The 17,667-nt window shown below is 67.0% G+C and carries 15 protein-coding genes; 9 read left to right on the plus strand and 6 right to left on the minus strand.

Going from position 1 to position 17,667, the window contains the following annotated elements:
- Window positions 1–38 precede the first annotated feature (38 nt).
- Window positions 39–2,060: a ribonuclease J gene (locus WH5701_RS12515; protein ID WP_006172786.1), complete on the plus strand. Its 2,022-nt coding sequence runs from the start codon at window positions 39–41 to the stop codon at window positions 2,058–2,060.
- Window positions 2,061–2,091: 31 nt separating this feature from the next.
- Here WH5701_RS12515 and WH5701_RS12520 read toward each other — a convergent pair whose 3' ends face one another.
- Window positions 2,092–2,574 (minus strand): hypothetical protein, encoded by a 483-nt coding sequence (locus WH5701_RS12520; protein ID WP_006172787.1) that lies wholly within the window; start codon window positions 2,572–2,574, stop codon window positions 2,092–2,094.
- The gene (gene tilS / locus WH5701_RS12525) at window positions 2,571–3,668 is read right to left on the minus strand and encodes a tRNA lysidine(34) synthetase TilS (protein ID WP_006172788.1); all 1,098 of its coding nucleotides are present in this window, start codon (window positions 3,666–3,668) and stop codon (window positions 2,571–2,573) included. The genes WH5701_RS12520 and tilS overlap by 4 nt, the downstream gene beginning before the upstream one ends.
- Window positions 3,669–3,683: 15 nt before the next feature.
- On the opposite strand from tilS, the gene WH5701_RS12530 reads away from it, so the two are divergent.
- From WH5701_RS12530 to uvrB, 3 genes are all read left to right on the plus strand, one after another.
- Window positions 3,684–4,445 carry a DUF561 domain-containing protein gene (locus WH5701_RS12530; RefSeq protein WP_006172789.1) on the plus strand — a complete coding sequence of 254 codons (762 nt, stop codon included), beginning with the start codon at window positions 3,684–3,686 and terminating at the stop codon, window positions 4,443–4,445.
- Window positions 4,446–4,537: 92 nt separating this feature from the next.
- A complete protein-coding gene (locus tag WH5701_RS12535) occupies window positions 4,538–4,969 on the plus strand; it encodes a phage holin family protein (protein ID WP_006172790.1) in 432 nt (143 codons plus the stop codon).
- A 51-nt stretch (window positions 4,970–5,020) separates the two neighbouring features.
- Window positions 5,021–7,027 carry an excinuclease ABC subunit UvrB gene (gene uvrB / locus WH5701_RS12540; protein WP_006172791.1) on the plus strand — a complete coding sequence of 669 codons (2,007 nt, stop codon included), beginning with the start codon at window positions 5,021–5,023 and terminating at the stop codon, window positions 7,025–7,027.
- Between the two features lie 3 nt (window positions 7,028–7,030).
- On the opposite strand, the gene WH5701_RS12545 is transcribed toward uvrB, so the two are convergent.
- The 3 genes from WH5701_RS12545 to holA are packed head-to-tail and all read right to left on the minus strand — an operon-like array spanning window position 7,031 to window position 11,170.
- Window positions 7,031–8,356 (minus strand): sugar transferase, encoded by a 1,326-nt coding sequence (locus WH5701_RS12545; RefSeq protein ID WP_037981427.1) that lies wholly within the window; start codon window positions 8,354–8,356, stop codon window positions 7,031–7,033.
- Window positions 8,357–8,364: 8 nt separating this feature from the next.
- Window positions 8,365–10,170 (minus strand): aspartate kinase, encoded by a 1,806-nt coding sequence (locus WH5701_RS12550; RefSeq protein WP_006172793.1) that lies wholly within the window; start codon window positions 10,168–10,170, stop codon window positions 8,365–8,367.
- Window positions 10,171–10,201: 31 nt separating this feature from the next.
- Entirely contained in the window at window positions 10,202–11,170 is a 969-nt protein-coding gene (holA, locus tag WH5701_RS12555) for a DNA polymerase III subunit delta (RefSeq protein WP_006172794.1), read from the minus strand.
- On the opposite strand from holA, the gene WH5701_RS12560 reads away from it, so the two are divergent.
- Window positions 11,163–11,801, plus strand: coding sequence for a precorrin-8X methylmutase (locus tag WH5701_RS12560; protein WP_006172795.1), 639 nt, complete (start codon window positions 11,163–11,165; stop codon window positions 11,799–11,801). The genes holA and WH5701_RS12560 overlap by 8 nt on opposite strands.
- Here the strand turns inward: WH5701_RS12560 and mutS are convergent.
- On the minus strand, window positions 11,786–14,551 hold the full coding sequence (mutS, locus tag WH5701_RS12565; protein ID WP_232201906.1) for a DNA mismatch repair protein MutS: 2,766 nt from the start codon (window positions 14,549–14,551) through the stop codon (window positions 11,786–11,788). The two genes, WH5701_RS12560 and mutS, sit on opposite strands and share 16 nt — an antisense overlap.
- 163 nt (window positions 14,552–14,714) lie before the next feature.
- On the opposite strand from mutS, the gene psbZ reads away from it, so the two are divergent.
- From psbZ to WH5701_RS12585, 4 genes are read left to right on the plus strand one after another with little or no spacing between them, the layout of a single operon-like run.
- Window positions 14,715–14,903 (plus strand): photosystem II reaction center protein PsbZ, encoded by a 189-nt coding sequence (psbZ, locus tag WH5701_RS12570; protein WP_006172797.1) that lies wholly within the window; start codon window positions 14,715–14,717, stop codon window positions 14,901–14,903.
- Between the two features lie 5 nt (window positions 14,904–14,908).
- Window positions 14,909–15,400, plus strand: coding sequence for a 6,7-dimethyl-8-ribityllumazine synthase (ribH, locus tag WH5701_RS12575; RefSeq protein WP_006172798.1), 492 nt, complete (start codon window positions 14,909–14,911; stop codon window positions 15,398–15,400).
- A 37-nt stretch (window positions 15,401–15,437) separates the two neighbouring features.
- Window positions 15,438–16,214, plus strand: a complete 777-nt coding sequence (locus tag WH5701_RS12580; RefSeq protein WP_006172799.1) for an ABC transporter ATP-binding protein — start codon at window positions 15,438–15,440, stop codon at window positions 16,212–16,214.
- 3 nt (window positions 16,215–16,217) lie between these two features.
- Window positions 16,218–17,045 (plus strand): ABC transporter permease, encoded by an 828-nt coding sequence (locus tag WH5701_RS12585; RefSeq protein ID WP_006172800.1) that lies wholly within the window; start codon window positions 16,218–16,220, stop codon window positions 17,043–17,045.
- The last annotated feature ends 622 nt before the right edge of the window (window positions 17,046–17,667 follow it).

The raw sequence follows: 17,667 nt of genomic DNA on the forward strand, positions 1-17,667 counted from the left end.
CCCGTCCATCTGTTCTCCAACCCTTCGTTCCACACCCCATGAGCTCAAGCAACAACAAGACGTCCCCCACCACCAAACAGCCGGCCCTGCGGGTGATTCCCCTCGGCGGTCTTCATGAGATCGGCAAGAACACCTGTGTTTTTGAGTATGGCGATGAGCTGATGCTGGTGGATGCCGGCCTCGCCTTCCCCAGCGATGGCATGCACGGCGTCAATGTGGTGCTGCCCGACACCAGCTATCTGCGTGAAAACCAGAAGCGCATCCGCGGCATGATCGTGACCCATGGTCACGAAGATCACATCGGCGGTATTCCCCACCACCTCAAGAACTTCAACATCCCTGTGATCTATGGCCCGCGGCTGGCCATGTCGATGCTCCAGGGAAAGATGGAGGAGGCTGCCGTCACAGATCGCACCGTGATCCAGACGGTGAGCCCTCGGGATGTGGTCAAGGTGGGTCAGCACTTCCAGGTGGAGTTCATCCGCAACACCCACTCGATCGCTGACAGCTTCAGCCTGGCGATCACCACCCCCGTGGGCGTGGTGATCTTCACCGGCGATTTCAAGTTCGACCACACTCCTGTCGATGGTGAATACTTCGACATCCAGCGGATGGCCCATTACGGCGAGCAGGGCGTGCTCTGCCTGTTCAGCGATTCCACCAATGCCGAGGTACCCGGCTTCACCCCGCCGGAGCGGTCGGTGTTCCCGAACCTCGACCGTCACTTCGCCAATTCCGATGGCCGGGTGATCGTCACCACGTTTGCCAGTTCTGTTCACCGGGTTTCGATGATCCTGGAACTGGCGATGAAGCATGGCCGCAAGGTGGGCCTGCTGGGCCGCTCCATGCTCAACGTGATCGCCAAGGCGCGCGAACTGGGTTACATCCGTTGCCCCGATGAGCTGTTCGTGCCGATCAAGCAGATTCGCGACCTTCCCGATCGCGAAACCCTGCTGCTGATGACCGGCAGCCAGGGTGAGCCTCTGGCGGCCCTCAGCCGTATTTCCCGTGGTGAGCACCCCCAGGTGCAGGTGAAATCCACCGACACGATCATCTTCTCCGCCAGTCCGATCCCCGGGAACACCATCTCGGTGGTGAACACCATCGACCGCCTGATGATGATGGGGGCCAAGGTGGTCTACGGCAAGGGTGAAGGCATCCACGTCTCCGGCCATGGCTGCCAGGAAGACCACAAGCTGATGCTTGCACTCACCCGGCCGAAATTCTTCGTGCCGGTGCACGGGGAGCACCGCATGCTCGTGTGCCACTCGCGCACGGCCCAGTCGATGGGGATTCCCGCCGACAACATGCTGATCATCGACAACGGCGATGTGGTGGAGCTCACCCCCACGACCATCCACAAGGGGGATCCGGTCAAGGCCGGTATCGAACTGCTGGATGCCTCCCGCAACGGCATCGTCGACAACCGCGTGCTCAAGGAACGCCAGCAACTGGCCGAAGACGGCGTCATCACCCTGCTGACCGTGATCAGCACCGATGGCGTCATGGGCGCCCCGCCGCGGGTCAACCTGCGCGGTGTGGTCACCACCGCCGATGCCCGCCGGCTCTCGATCTGGGCTGAGCGGGAGATTGGCTGGGTGCTCGACAACCGCTGGAATCAGCTGGCCCGCAACACTGGTGGTACGGCCCCCGAGGTCGATTGGGTGGGCGTGCAGCGGGAGATCGAAGTCGGTCTCCAGCGCCGCTTGCGGCGCGAGCTGCAGGTGGAGCCCCTGATCATCTGTCTGGTGCAGCCGGCTCCGGCGGGCACCCCGGCCTACAAGGGCCGTGCTGATGCCGAGCCGGACAGCCGCCCGGCCCCCCGCGGCGGTCGCCGGGAGAGCACAGGGCGTGAACCCGTGATCCGCACCCATGCTCCTGCTCCCCCCCAGCGGGTTCAGGCCTCTGGCGCTGGTGCTGTCTCGGCGACGGCCACCCTGCCCGTCGCCACCAAGATCCCTGCAAGTGCCCCCGTTGTCCAGGTGGCGGAGACCAAGCCGGAAGAACCGGAGATGCCCGCGAACCGCGTGCGTCGCCGCCGCTCCACCGCCGCCAGCTGAAGGGCTGCTGGCTGGGCGGCCCTGTTGCCGCTCAGCCCAGCACCACCCGCAGCAGACCCTTGGCCAGCTCAGCTTCCTCCTCGGGACTGAAGCGCCGCTCGCCTGCTTCATCGCGGACGGAGGCGGCCGGCTGCTCGGCCAGCACGTACACCCGCACAGCCTCCAGGTCGTTGTCCGGAGGAGCCGGCGCCAGGCTTTGTTCGGACTGGCTTGGCTCTGGCTTGCTCTGCTCGCAGAGCGCCAGTCCCTCGGCAGCCAGATCGTTGTACGTGCTCCCCTTGATGGCAGTGGCCTGCACCTCGCGGTAGAGCTCGCCGGCGTCTTCGGGCTGGCGCAATCCATAGAAGTGAATGTGCCCGAGCAACAGTTTCAGCCGCAGGCTGTGGGGATCACTGGCCTCGAGTCGTGTGTGCGCCAGCAGGTCCTCCCCCTCCTGCAGGGCCTCGGCGAAGCGCCCCTGGCTGTAGGCCAGCTCCACGCTTTTGTAGGCCTGATCGAAGCCGCTGGATGTCATCGGTTGGAGGGGGCTGAGGCCGCACCGGGTTCGGGAGGGCCGGATGGACCCGCGTGATCGCTCGGTTCCGGCTGAAGCCACAGGCTCTGCCGGTCCCAGTGAAGGCTCCTGCCTCCGGGCAAAGCCAGGCTGCCAGGCCCCTGGCTCAGCGGCAACCGGCGCCTCAGGGCTTCAAGGCTCCGGGCCCCCAGCCGAACCCCGGCGCTGCGCTCCAGCCAGAGATCGAGCAGCAGCTCCTGGCTGCTGGCGGTGAGCTCGCTCAGTGGTTGGCGCTGCAGTTCTGGCCCCTGCTCAGGCCGGCCTGCGGCGAGTGGGGCAGCTGGTGGCGTCTCCAGAGCCATGAGGGCCAGCAGGGCCAGCTCCTGGGTGAGATTCTGGGTGCCTTCCAGGCGTTCGGCCAGTGCGCCCAGACGCCGCCAGGCCCCGGGATGGAGCTCCTCCAGCACCGGCAGCACCTCCTGGCGCAGGCGGTTGCGGCTGAAGCGGGGATCGGTGTTGCCTGGATCCAGCCACAGGGGCAGCTGCTGCTGCTTGCAGAAGGACGCGGTCTCGGCCCGGGAGAAGCCGAGCAGGGGACGCACCAACTCGATCCTGCCGCTGAGGGGACGCCGCGCCCGCAGGCTGCTCAGCCCCCGCAGGCCGCAACCCCTGGCCAGGTTGAACAACAGGGTCTCGGCACGGTCACTGCCGGTATGGCCGGTCACGACGCGGGTGCAGCCGAGGCTGAGGGCCTGCTGGTTCAACCGCTCGTAGCGCCAGCGGCGCCCAGCCTCCTCACGACCGCTGGCGGAGGAGGCCGGCGCAGCGGGGGCGTTCTCCACCCGGATGGGCAGGCCCAGGCCGCCGGCCCAGGCCGCCAGCTCCCCGGCCTGATCGGCGGCTTCCTTCCGCCAGCCGTGGTTGCCGTGCCAGAGGTGAAGCTCCCAGCCGTGCAGGCGCCGCAGCTCCAGAAGCAGAGCCGTCAGGGCCATCGAGTCCTGGCCACCGGAGATCGCCAGCAGCAGCCGCCTCCCCCGGGGCAGGAGCAGGGGGTCCGTCAGCAGCCGCCGGTGCAGCCGGTGCTGCAGGGGACCCCATGGGAGAATGGCTTCCATCTGCCCTGCTCGCCGATGTCGCGCCTCACCAGCCTGCCCGCCCCCCTGCAAGCGGCGCTGCACTCGCGGCGGCTGTTGAAGGTGATCGCCGGCTTGAGCAACTTCGAGGCGGCCAGCGTGGAGCGGATCAGCCGGGCCGCTGGGGCTGGTGGCGCCGACCTGCTCGATGTGGCCTGCGATCCGAAGCTCGTGCGCCTGGCTGCAGCGGCCTCCGGCTTGCCGGTCTGTGTCTCTGCCGTTGATCCGGATCTGTTCCCCGCTGCCGTGGCCGCTGGCGCCGCGATGGTGGAGATCGGCAATTTCGATTCGTTCTATCCCGAAGGGCGGATCTTCGGCGCCGAGGAGGTGCTCGCCCTCACCCGGCGCACCCGGGAGCTGCTGCCGGAGGTGGTGCTCTCGGTCACGGTCCCCCATGGGCTCCCCCTGGATCAGCAGCAGCAGCTGGCCAGCGATCTGGCCGCCGCCGGCGCCGATCTGATCCAGACCGAAGGTGGCACCAGTGCCCGTCCCTTCAGCCCCGGGGCCCTTGGCTTGATCGAGAAGGCCGCGCCCACCCTGGCGGCGGCCCACGCCATCAGCCGGGCGGTGCAGATTCCGGTCCTTTGCGCCTCCGGACTCTCCGCCGTCACCCTGCCCCTGGCCATCGCCGCCGGCGCCCATGGGGTGGGTGTGGGCTCAGCTGTGAACCGGCTCGACGATGAACTCGCCATGGTGGCGGTGGTGCGCGGCCTGCGTGAGGCCCTGGCCCCAGCGCCTGTTGCCGAGGTGGTCGGCTGAGGCCTCCTGCCAGCCTGTGACGGTTCGGCACCCCTGACTTGGCCAAGTCAGGGGGCTTTGATTAGCGTGAGGCCGACGCCGTGATGACTTCCATGGGCCCGTTCATCTGGCTTCTGCAATGGCCCATCCGGGCTGTCGTGCTGCTGATCGTGGGTGTGCTGCCCCTCGGGGTTGAGTTCAGTGGCTTCGGCACCGCCCTGCTCTCCGCGGTGGTGATCGGCCTGCTGGGAACGCTGCTGATCTGGCCTCTTAAGCTGGTGCTGGCACTGCCCTGGGCCATCACCAGCCTGGGTGGTCTGGTGACGCCGATCACAGCTGTCTACAACTGGGTGATCACGATCGTGTTGTTTGCCCTGGCGGCCTGGTTGATCCAGGGCTTCCGGCTCAAGAACGGTCTGATCAGTGCGGCCCTCGGCGCCATCGTCTACAGCGTGCTCAGTACCTTGATCCTGGGCTGGCTCGGCCTTGGTGTGAGCTTCACCCGGGCGGCCGCTTCCCTCTCCGCTGCAGTCGGCGTGGGCTGATTCCTAGGATCAATATTGTCTTCGTCCAGGAGCCACCTGGATCCAGCGGCCATGGCGCGCTTCGAGCTCCAGGCTCCCTATGAGCCCAAGGGCGATCAACCCACGGCCATTGAGGCCCTCGTGGACGGTGTCGATGCAGGTGAGCGCTACCAGACCCTGCTGGGGGCCACAGGCACCGGCAAGACCTTCACCATCGCCAATGTGATCGCCCGCACCGGCCGTCCGGCCCTGGTGCTGGCCCACAACAAGACTCTCGCGGCCCAGCTCTGCAATGAGTTGCGGGAGTTCTTCCCGAATAATGCCGTCGAATATTTCATCTCCTATTACGACTACTACCAGCCGGAGGCCTATGTTCCGGTCTCCGACACCTACATCGCCAAGACGGCATCGATCAACGAAGAGATCGATATGCTGCGGCACTCCGCCACCCGCTCGTTGTTCGAGCGCCAGGATGTGATCGTGGTGGCCTCGATCAGTTGCATCTACGGCCTCGGCATTCCCTCGGAATACCTCAAGGCCGCGGTGCGTTTTCAGGTGGGTGAGGCCCTCAACCTGCGCGGTTCCCTGCGCGAGCTGGTCAACAACCAGTATTCCCGCAATGACGTCGAGGTTGGGCGCGGTCGCTTCCGGGTCAAGGGGGACGTGCTCGAGATCGGCCCCGCCTACGAAGACCGCCTGGTGCGCATTGAACTCTTCGGCGATGAGGTGGAGGCGATTCGTTACGTCGATCCCACCACCGGTGAAATCCTGCAGAGTTTGGAAACCATCAATATCTATCCCGCCAAGCACTTCGTCACTCCCAAGGACCGGCTCGAATCGGCGATCGCCGCCATCCGCGACGAACTGCATCAGCGTCTGGACGTTCTCCATGGCCAGGGCCGCCTGCTGGAGGCCCAGCGGCTGGAGCAACGCACCACCTACGACCTCGAGATGCTGCAGCAGGTGGGCTACTGCAATGGCGTTGAGAATTACGCCCGCCACCTGGCAGGGCGCCCGGCCGGCACACCACCCGAGTGCCTGATCGACTACTTTCCCGATGATTGGTTGCTGGTGGTGGATGAGAGCCACGTCACCTGCTCCCAGCTCCATGCCATGTACAACGGCGACCAGGCCCGCAAGCAGGTGCTGGTGGAGCATGGCTTCCGCCTGCCCAGCGCCGCCGACAACCGCCCGCTCAAGGCCGCGGAATTCTGGTCGAAGGCCCGCCAGACGATCTTTGTGTCAGCCACCCCGGGCACCTGGGAGATGGAGCAGAGCCACGGCCATGTGGCCCAGCAGGTGATCCGCCCCACCGGTGTGCTCGATCCGGTGGTGGAGGTGCGCCCCACCGAGGGCCAGGTGGATGATCTGCTCGGCGAAATCAGGCTGCGTGCCGGGCGGGATGAGCGCACGCTGATCACCACCCTGACCAAACGGATGGCCGAGGACCTCACCGATTACCTGGCTGAGAATGGTGTGCGGGTGCGCTATCTGCACTCGGAGATCCATTCGATCGAGCGGATTGAGATCATCCAGGATCTGCGCAACGGTGAATTCGACGCCCTGGTGGGCGTGAACCTGTTGCGGGAAGGCCTGGATCTGCCCGAGGTGTCTCTGGTGGCGATTCTCGATGCCGACAAGGAGGGATTTCTGAGGGCCGAGCGCTCCTTGATCCAGACCATCGGCCGGGCGGCCCGTCATGTGGACGGGACGGCCCTGCTTTATGCCGACAATCTCACCGATTCGATGGCCCGTGCCATCTCCGAAACCGAGCGGCGCCGAGCGATCCAGCAGACCTACAACGAGACCCACGGCATCATCCCCAGCGCTGCCGGCAAGCGGGCCGGCAATGCCATCCTCAGCTTTCTGGAGGTCTCCAGGCGCGCCCAGGATGAGGCTCCCACTGCTGAAGCCGAGCCGGCATCGTTCGCGATGGTGCCCCTCGATGCCCTGCCGGAGCTGATCCTGGAGCTGGAGGACAAGATGAAAGCCGCCGCCAAGAATCTTGAATTCGAAGAGGCCGCCAATCTGCGTGATCGCATCAAGAAGCTGCGTCAGAAACTGGTGGGGCGTAGTTGACGCTCAGCGCCCAGCGGCCTTGAGCACGATCTTGATTGTCTTGAACAGGATGAGCAGGTCGAGCCAGACACTGCTGTTGCGCAGGTAGAAGAGGTCGTAACTCAGCTTCAGTTCGGCGTCCTCCACCGTGGAGGTGTACGGCATGTTCACCTGGGCCCAGCCGCTCAGGCCCGGCCGGATCCAGTGGCGCAGGCGGTAGTTGGGGATGCGCCGCTCCAGGTCCGTCTCCAGCTCGGGCCGCTCCGGGCGCGGGCCGATCAGGCTCATCTCACCGCGCAGCACGTTGATCAGCTGGGGCAGCTCATCGAGCCGGGTGCGCCGCAGCCACTGGCCTACCGGTGTGATCCGCCCGTCGTTCGGACCCGACCAGATCGCCTCTCCCTCTTCCTCCGCATCGGGAATCATTGTGCGCAGCTTGATCACCTTGAAGCGCTTGCCCTGCAGGCCCGTGCGCTTCTGCCGGTAGAGCACCGGTCCGCCATCGCCCAGGCGGATTAACGCGGCGGTGATGGCCAGCAGCGGTGAACACAGCAGCAGCAGCAGCAGACTCACCATCACGTCGGCATAGCGCTTGAGCTGTCGCTCGAAGCTCCCAATGCGCTGCACGGAGCGATCGGAGAACAGCAGCCACTGATCCACCACCCAGCGGGGCGGAATCCGCTGCAACTCCTGCTCGGCCGCCAGCGCCAGGGAGGTGACGGGGCGGCCTTCCTCCAGGGCCCGGGAGCAGGACTCCAGTCCATCGGGCCGCTTGAGCACTCCCTGGCTGAGGGCAAGGCCGCTGCTCTCGTTGCCATCCGGCCCCTTTTCATGCCTGAGAAAGTCTTCACCCAAGACATGGATCGATGGAGCCCGCATGCCCCCGATTCGCTCCCATTCAGCCCTGATCGCCTCCTGCTCGTCGGGAAGACTGACGATGTCCCACTGGTCCTGTCGGGTGGAGTGGGCCAGCTGGCGCAGCAGCAGCCGCACGCCACCGCTCCAGAGTGCCGCCAGGGTGAAGAGTGGCATCAGGCTGCCGCGGTGCAGCAGCGTCACCTCCGGCGCGGTGCGCAGCAGCCAGCCCACCACGGCGCCAGCGGCCGTGGTGGCCGCACTTGTGATGGCCAGGCGCACCACCAGCTGGCTCCAGCGCAGGCGGCTCGTCTTGAGGAGTGTGAACGACCCGAACAGCCAGCCGAGGCTGAGATAGGTCACCACCAGCATCGCCAGCAGACCCAGCTGATTGTCCAGGAAGCCATTCCGTTCCCGGTCGATCCAGGCCGCCAGCAGGCAGACCCCCAGGGCATCGAGGCCCGCGGCCAGGGCCAGCCAGCGGCGGTGGCGCAACCAGTGCACTAGGCCGTGGCCTCCAGCGTGTAGCTGGTGCTGTCACCCAGCTGGAAGCAGGCATGCACCGCCTGCAGGGCTTTGACCCCATCGGCTTCCGCCACCACACAGCTGGTGCGGATCTCGCTGGTGGCGATCATCTCGATGTTCACCCCGGCTTCCGCCAGGGCCCGGAACATGCGGGCGGCGGTGCCGGGGGTGCAGGGCATGCCCGAGCCCACGGCGCTCACCCGTGCGATGGCCAGGCCTTCCTCGAAGCGAGCCTCGGGCCAGGGGGCGAGCACCGGTTGCAGGGCGCCGCGGGCTCGGTTGAGATCGTCGCGTCGCAGGGTGAAGCTCATGTCGCGGCTGAGCTGCGGGCCGGAGCCGTGGGTGCGCTCCGACTGGACGATGGTGTCGAGGCTGATGCCGGCGTCGGCCAGGGCCCGGCAGACGGCTGCGGCCGTGCCGGGGCGGTCGGGAACCTGGCGGACCACCACCTGGGCCTGGTTGCGGTCGAGGGCCACGCCGCGCACCGCCGGATCGCTCACGTCGCAGGGGAGCGGGTTCTGGCGCAGCTGGTGCTCCTGCAGTTCGAACACCTCGGCGGCGGCACGCAGGGCCCGCGCACCCTGGCTGCCCTCCACCAGGCAGCTCACCTTCACTTCACTGGTGGCGATCATGCGCAGGTTGATGCCGTAGCGGGCCAGGGTGTCGAACAGGCGAGCGGCGATGCCTGGCCGCCCCATGATCCCGGCCCCGGAAATGCTCAGCTTGGCCAGCCCCGCCTGGGTGCTCAGGGCGCTCTCCTCCACCGCCAGCTCCTGGAGCAGGCTCCGGCAGACCTCTCGGGCGCCCTCCAGCTGGCTCTCCGAGAGGGTGAAGGCGATGTCGTTGCTGGCGCCGACATGGGTGGCCTGCACGATCAGATCCACGTTCAGCCCCGCCGCGGAGAGAGCCTCGAACAGCAGGGCGGCCACCCCGGGGTGGTCGGGCACCCGGGTGAGGGCCAGCACCGCCTGCTGGTTCTCCAGATCCGCCCCGTCCACCGGACGGCCCAGCTCCAGCCCCTCACTGCCGATCGGTCGGGGCCTGCCGCTGGTGAGCCGGGTGCCGGGGGCGTCGCTCCAGCTGGAGCGCACCACCAGGGGCACGCCGTAGTTGCGGGCGATCTCGACCGCGCGGGGATGCAGCACCGCCGCGCCAAGGCTGGCCAGCTCCAGCATCTCGTTGCAGCTCACCTCCTCCATCAACTGGGCATCGCTCACCTGGCGCGGGTCGGTGGTGAGCACTCCGGGCACATCGGTGTAGATCTCGCAAGCGTCGGCCCCGAGGGCCGCGGCCAGGGCCACGGCAGAGGTGTCGGAGCCGCCCCGGCCCAGGGTGGTGATCTCGGGCGTGCCGGCACTGCCGCTGCTGGTGCCCTGGAAGCCGGCCACCACCACCACCTGGCCCTCCTCGAGCCGTTTGCGCAGCCGCTCGGTGCGCACCTCGAGGATGCGGGCGCGGCCGTGGGCCGATTCGGTCACGATGCCCACCTGCGGTCCCGTCATCGACACGGCCGGCACGCCGATGCTGTGCAGGGCCATCGCCAGCAGGGCGATCGACACCTGCTCGCCCGTGGCCAGCAGCATGTCCATCTCCCGCTGGGGGGGCTCAGGGCAGAGTGCCCGCGCCAGGGCGGTGAGTTCATCGGTGGTGTGGCCCATGGCCGAGACCACGATCACCAGGTCGTGACCCCGCTCGCGGCTGGCGGCGATTCGCTGCGCCACCGCCTGGATCCGCTCCACGCTGCCAACGGAGGTTCCCCCGAATTTCTGAACCAGCAGGGCCATTCCGATCGGCAGATGTGATGGGATGCCGCGATTATCGGGCGGTGGCCAGCAGCAGCCCATCGCGGAAGGCCTCACCGGCCTCGGCGCCCCGTTTGAGGGCGGCTTCCACCTCCAGCACCTGGGCCAGCAGGGTCAGCAGCCGGGCGGGGGTCCGCCCACGGATCTGCCGGCGCATGACGTAGATCCGCTTGGGGTTGCCGATGCCGGCGGCCTTGGCGATCACGGCCACGTCCTGCTCGCCGCGGCTCTCCAGCAAACTGACCCACAGCCAGCCCCTGACCTGGCTGGTGAGTGAGGCCACCAGCCGCAGGGCCGGCTCCCCCGCCTGCAGCAGGTCATCGACCAGGGCGATCGCCGCGCCGGCGTTCCCCTCCAGCAGAGCATCCCCCACTGCCAGGCTGGTGGTGCTGTGGCCGCCCACCAGGGCCGCCACCGCCGCCACCTGAACCGCTGCCTCGCCGCTGTAAAGCGCCAGCTTCTCCAGCTCGCTGCTCAGCCGGGCGCTGTCGCTGCCGATCGCCTCCGCCAGGGCTTCCGCTGCCCCTGCCGCCAGGGTCACCCCCAGCTCCCGCGCCGTGCGCGCCACCAGCTCCACCTGGCCGGCCCCATCCCAGGCCGAGGGCAGCTGAAAGCTCTTCTCCAGGGCACGCTGGCGCAGCGCCTTGGTGGTGCGCAGGCGGGCATCGGGTTTGCCGCTGCTCACCAGCACCAGGTGGCAGCTCTCGGGAATCAGCTCCAGGCAGGTGTCCAGCTGGCCTGCCAGCTCGGCGGAGCAGGGACTGGTGAAGGGACTGCGCTGCAGCAGCACCAGCCGGGCACCGCTGCCGAAGGGCGGCGTGCGGGCTTCACTCAGGGCCTGGGCCGCCTGGGCGGTGTCGGAGCCATCGAGGCGGGTGAGGTTGATGCTGTGCCAGGCCGGGTCCACCTCCTTGCTGATCAACTCGTCGATCGCCCGGGTCCTGGCGGCCTCGTCGTCACCCCAGTAGAGATGGATGGGCATGGGGCGGCCTGGCTTGGATCTGGATCATCCGATCTTCAGCGAGAGTGTGCGGCGCATCCGCCAGTGGCTGGGCCCCACCGATCTGGACCCGGTGCAGCAGGAGGTGCTCGAGCGCCTGGTGCACAGCAGTGGCGATCTGGCCATCGCGGCTGACCTTCGCTTCAGCGCCGAGGCCTGCGCGCTGGGCCTGGAGGCCCTGGCTGGGGGGGCCGTGATCCTCACCGATACGGCCATGGCGGCCGCGGCCGTCTCGCCGATGGCCCGGCGCACCTTCGCCAACCCGGTGCGCAGCATCCTCGAGTGGGCGCCGGCTGTGGCGCCGCCTGGCGGCACCCGCACGGCCGAGGGCATGGCGGCGGCCCTGGCGGCCTGCCCCGGGGCGGTGGTGCTGATCGGCAGCGCCCCCACCGCCCTGGAGCGTCTGCTTGATCAGCCCGGCGGCGCCAGCCGGCCGGCCCTGGTGATCGGCATGCCGGTGGGCTTCGTGGGGGTGGCGGAGAGCAAGCGGCGGCTGGCCGCCAGTGATCTGCCCCAGATCCGGCTCGAAGGCAGCAAGGGTGGCGCCGGCCTGGTGGGCGCCACCTGCAACGCCCTGCTGCGCCGGGCCTGGCTGAATCAGGCCGCGGCCTGAAGGCCCACGGCCACATGGCTGTTGGCCTCGATCCGCCCCAGCACCTGACGGGCCCGCTGCACCACCTGGGGCGGCACGCCCGCCAGCCGGGCCGCTTCGATGCCGTAGCTACGGCTGGCGCCGCCCGGACGCACCTGATGCAGGAAGAGCAGGTGGTCGCCGGTTTCCTCCACCAGCACCTGGTAGTTGGCGACGCCCGGCAGCAGCGCGGCCAGTTCGTTGAGTTCGTGGTAATGGGTGGCGAACACCGCCCGTGCCCGCAGCCCCGCCGCCAGGTGCTCCGCCACGGCCCAGGCGATCGAGAGACCATCGAAGGTGGCGGTGCCGCGGCCGATCTCATCGAGCAGCACCAGGGAGCGGTCGGTGGCGTGGTGAAGGATGTTGGCGGTCTCGGCCATCTCCACCATGAAGGTGGACTGGCCGCTGGCCAGGTCATCGACGGCCCCCACCCGGGTGAAGATGCGATCGGCCAGGCCGAGGCGGGCCGATCGGGCCGGAATCCAGCTGCCGATCTGCGCCATCAGCTGCAGCAACCCGTTCTGGCGCAGGTAGCAGCTCTTGCCGCTGGCGTTCGGCCCGGTGAGCACCACCAGGTCGGGGCGCCCCTGCTCCCCCAGGTGCAGATCGTTGGCGCTGAACGACTCCTCCACCAGTAGTTGCTCCACCACGGGGTGCCGTCCCGCCTCCACCTGCAGGCAGCGGCTGTGGTCCAGTTGCGGCCGGCAGTAGCCATGGCAGGCGGCCACCTCTGCCAGTGAGGCCAGGGCATCGAGGCCGGCCACGCGCCGGGCGGCCTGGCGGATCGGTCCGGCCAGCTCCCCCACTTGCTGACGCAGCTGGCTGAACAGCTCGTATTCCCGCTGGGCCGCCCGGGCCCGCAGCTGCAGGATGCGGCCCTCGCGCGCCTTGAGCTCGGGGGTGACGAAGCGCTCCTCGTTGGCCAGGGTCTGGCGCCGGATCCAGTGCTCGGGCACCCGCTCGGCCCGCGCCCGGCTCACCGAGAGGAAGTAGCCGAAGCTGCGGTGGAACTGCAGCCGCAGGGTGGGGATGCCGCTGCGGCGGCGCTCCTCCTGCTCCTGGGCCGCCAGCCACTGGTCCTGATCGTCGAGCCGGTTGCGCAGCCCATCGAGGCGGCCGTCGACGCCGTCGTGGATCAGGCCCCCCTCGCTGAGGCTGAGCGGTGGTGCCTCCACCAGGGTGTGGCGCACCAGGGCCGCCAGCTGTGCCAGCTCTGGTTCGGCCTGCTGCAGGGGAGCGAACACGGCCGCGGCCGCGGGCTCCAGCAGGGCGGCGAGGCGGGGCAGGCGCTCCAGCCCATCGGCGAGGGACACCAGGTCGCGGGCGGAGGCGCTGCCGGCCCCGGCCCGGCCCGAGAGGCGCTCCAGATCGCCCATGGGCCGCAGCAGCCGGCGCAGGGCGAGGCGCAGGGGCCGTTGCTGCACCAGCACAGCGATGCCCTCCTGGCGCCGCTCGATCGCCGCCAGGTCCATCAGGGGGGCCTCCAGCCAGCGGCGCAGCGCCCGGGCGCCCATGGCGGTCATGGTGCGATCCAGGGCCCAGAGCAGCGACCCCTGAAACTGGCCATCCCGCTGGGTCTGGGTGATCTCCAGGTTGCGGCGGGTCTGGGCGTCGAGCACCAGCTGATCGCCGCGCTGCTGAAGGGTGGGCCGATCCAGGGGGATGCGGCTGGCGGTGGTCGCGGTGGTGGTGTCAGCTGGGTCGTCAGTGGCTGGCTGGGTGTCATCGAGGTAGCGCACCAGACCGCCGGCGGCCCTCAGGGCCAGGGGCGCCTCGCCCAGGCCCAGACCCTCGAGGCTGGCCAGGCCGAAGCGCTCCAGCAGGGTGCGGCGTGCCTCTGGCAGGGTGAAGGGGGTGAGCGGCAGCGGCGTGCGGTGGATCGACTCCGGCGCCCAGGCCGGCTCGCCGGACTCCGCAGTGGGCCAGAGCAGCTCGGCCGGCTGCAGCTGCAGCAGGTCCTGGTGCAGCTGATCGCTGCCCTGGCGCTGCATCAGCTGGAATTCGCCGGTGCTCACATCGGCCACCGCCAGCCCCCACTGGCCCTGCTCCAGCACCACGGCCGCCAGCCAGTTGTTGCGGCGCGCCGCCAGCATCCCCTCCTCCAGCACGGTGCCGGGGGTGAGCACGCGGGTGATCCCACGCCGGAGCAGGGCGCCCGGGGCTGGGGTGCTCTCCAGCTGGTCGCAGAGCGCCACGGCGAGGCCGCGGCGCACCAGTTCGCCGCAGTAGCGCTCGGCGGCGTGGTGGGGGATGCCGGCCATCGGCACCCGCCCGATCCGTTTACCCCCCTCCTTGCCGGTGAGGGTGAGCTCCAGCAGCCGCGACACCCGGATGGCGTCCTCGAAGAAGCACTCGTAGAAATCGCCGAGGCGGTAGAGCAACACCCGCTCGGGGTGGGCCGCCTTGAGCTCCACGTAGTGGCGCAGCACCGGCGGCAGGGCCTCGGGATCCACCAGGCCGTGGTGGTGCCAGGGGGGCAGCGTCTCGGCGGCATCCCCGGGCTCGGCCGACTCCACGGACCCCGCGGCCGGCTCGGGACTCACAGCTTTGGGCTCACTCGCCCTGGCCTGGCGCCGCCGGGGGCGGGCGGCGGCCTCCGCCATCAGCTCGTCATCGCTCTCGCCAGTGGGGCCGTCGGTGGAGGCTGTCCTGGCTGCGCCCCTCGGGGCGGGGGTGGCCTCCAGGCCCAGGGCAGCCACCAGCGAGAGCTGTTCTTCCGGCGGCGTGGCCACGGCTTGCTCAGGGATTGAGCGATCGTAGGAGGGCCGGGTGGTGCCCACAACTTGTGAAGGATGGCCGGGCCGGGCCGGGAAATTCCGGAGGCCCCATGGGAGAATCCAGCCACTGCCTGCCCCGGCCCGCGCGCCAGGGACCGCGCACCCCGCCCTCCCAACCATGCAGATCCTCAACACCCTCACCGTTCTGGCCCTGGTGGTGATGTCGTTTGCCCTTGTGGTGGCGGTCCCGGTGCTCTACGCCAGCACCGACGACAGCGGCCGCTCCAACCGCCTGATCCTGCTGGGTGGAGCGGCCTGGGTGGCCCTGGTGCTGCTCAACTGGGGCATGAGCTACTTCGTGGCCTGAGTCCATTGACCGTTTTTGAAGGCCGCTTCACCGACATCAGCGGCTTGCGCATCGGCATCGTGGTGGGTCGTTTCAACGATCTGGTCACCGCCAAGCTGCTCAGTGCCTGCCTCGATGCCCTCTCCCGCCACGGCATCGACACCAGCCCCAGCAGCGAGCAGCTGGACCTGGCCTGGGTGCCCGGCAGTTTTGAGATTCCCCTGGTGGCCCAGCGCCTGGCGGCCTCGGGCCGCTATCAGGTGCTGATCACCCTGGGTGCGGTGATCAAGGGCGACACCCCCCACTTCGATTACGTCTGCGCCGAGGTGAGCAAGGGGGTGGCGGCTGTGTCACGCGACACGGGTGTGCCGGTGATCTTCGGCGTGCTCACCACGGACACCATGCAGCAGGCCTTGGAGCGGGCCGGCATCAAGAGCAACCTGGGCTGGAGCTATGCCCTTCAGGCCCTTGAGATGGGCAGCCTGATGGCGACGCTGCCGCCAGTCGCTGCGGGTTGAGGCTGATGCTTGCAGGTGTCGAGGATTGCTCACGAGCATGAGCGAGTCTTTCAACTCCCTCCATCAGCCCCTGGTTGAACTGGAAGGCGTCAGCCTTGATATCCCTGTGGAAGGGGTTGGCAGCCGTTCGTTGAAATCGGCTCTGGTGGGAGGGCTGACCGGCGGTCTGCTGAACCGCACCAGAGGCGGTGCTGTGGCCGTCACAGCTCTCAATGATCTTTCCTTCACCATTCAGAAAGGGGAACGTGTTGCTCTGCTGGGTCATAATGGGGCTGGTAAGTCCACGTTGTTGCGGCTTCTGTCCGATGTGTACCGGCCCACTCGAGGCAAGATACGCCGCTATGCACAGGTGGTGCCGCTGATCAATAAAGGCTTCTGGGTCGACTCCGATCTCAGTGGTCGCCATGCGGCGCGAGCCCACTACTTACTCAACTGCAACACGATCGAGGGTTTCGATCCCTTCCTCAGAGAACTGACGGAGTTCACCGAACTGGCTGATTTCATTCATCTCCCGATCCGTACCTATAGCGAAGGTATGCGCACCCGCCTTCAGTTCGGGCTGCTGACCTCCTTTCGCCATGAGGCTCTGGCCCTCGATGAGGGGATCGGTGCAGGCGATCAGTGGTTTCTCTCCAGGGCCCGTCACCAGCTCAAGCGATTTCTGGGGGAGGTTGGTACATTGATCCTGGCGTCGCACTCCAACGAGTTGCTCTCCCAGTTCTGCACTCGCGGCCTTGTGCTCAAGCATGGCCACTTGGTGTTCGATGGCCCTCTGGATCAGGCGATTCAGGTCTATAGCCAGGGAGTGGCTTGAAGGATGGCCATTGAATCGGCTGGGATTATGAATTTGCGGGAAGCCAAGCCTGCACAAGGCCAGGGATTGTTCTACGGCTACCGGACAGCTCGGGCCTGGTGGTACAGCGCCTGGCTGAGGACGTTGGCACGATTCAGCCGCACTACCCTCGGGAGCTTCTGGATGGGACTGAGCAATCTGCTGAGTGTGGCTGTTCTTGGAGTCGTCTATAGCACTGTGCTGAAAGTTGCCGATCCGTCGGTTTATATCGTCTATCTTGGATTTGGTATCACGATCTGGGGCCTGATCAGTCAGGCTTCACTGGCTGGTAGCGGGCTGTTCATTCAACGCAGGGAGCAGTTGCTGAGTAACGCGATGCCAAGCGTCTTCTATTGCCTGGAAGAGTGGGCTTTTCAGCTTCAAACCTTTGCCCAGGCTTTCGTCGTAGTTTTTGCGGCATTTGCGTTTATCCAGCCCTCCTTATTGTTGAATGCCGTCAGCTTCCTTTGGCTTCCATTGCTGAATCTGGCTTTCTTTACCTTCTGGGTGATCGTGTTAATGGCAGTTCTTGGCGCCCGATTCAAGGACTTTGCCCAACTGATGCCCATCGTTCTGCAACTGCTTTTCCTGGTCTCGCCGATCCTCTACAAACGGGAAGGCTTGGGAAGGCTCCAATTTCTGGCTGATTTTAACCCTTTTTATCAAGCGCTGGCTCCGGTTCGAGATGCCCTGATTGAAGGGCGCTTGCAGTTGAGAACGGAGCTCCTGGTGCTCAGTTTCAACCTGATCGCCGTCGTTCTGGCTGGTCTCCTTCTAACAAAACTTCGCTACCGCCTTCCGCTTTGGGTCTGATCTGAGCCAGGTATATGGCTGGGAATACATGGATAGTTCAAGTAGAGGTGCAACATGCAACAGGCCGACCCCCCACCAGAGGCTCGGGCGGCTTCAATCACGGACATGGCTTGGTTGGATGCCGCCACGATGATCTGGCCGGCCTACTCCTTCTGAGAAGCCTTGCCGCTTGGGAACAGGGCTCAAGAAGTTGCGCAACAAGCGCTCCCGGCTGTCAGGCCCAGGTGAGCATCCGAGATCACCAGCCTAGTTCGGTTCCCGCCCGCGCTCTTCAAGCGAGCCCAGGAGTTGGCAGAGCTTGGAGGCGGCACAATGGGCAAGGATCACAGATCAACCCATCCCTTGCCACAACTGGAGTTACACCTCAGTGGGAGGCTGCTTTGGATGACCAGGCTAGAAAGCACAATTGACTCGGTGAAGAATGAACAGTCACTATCCGGCAGCATTATTTTTGCCTGGCGAGACCTTCGATACCCAAAGCCATCAAATATTAGGCCGAAGGGTGGCCGGACGTCATTTTGCCCAAGCACTTGCCTCAAATCTAAGGGCTGGCGAATTACTGACAGCAATTACTATTAGTGAAAGTGATGCGTGGACGCTTCAACAAGCCCTGGTTCGTCAT

The organism is Synechococcus sp. WH 5701 (assembly GCF_000153045.1).
Classification (GTDB): domain Bacteria; phylum Cyanobacteriota; class Cyanobacteriia; order PCC-6307; family Cyanobiaceae; genus Regnicoccus_A; species Regnicoccus_A antarcticus.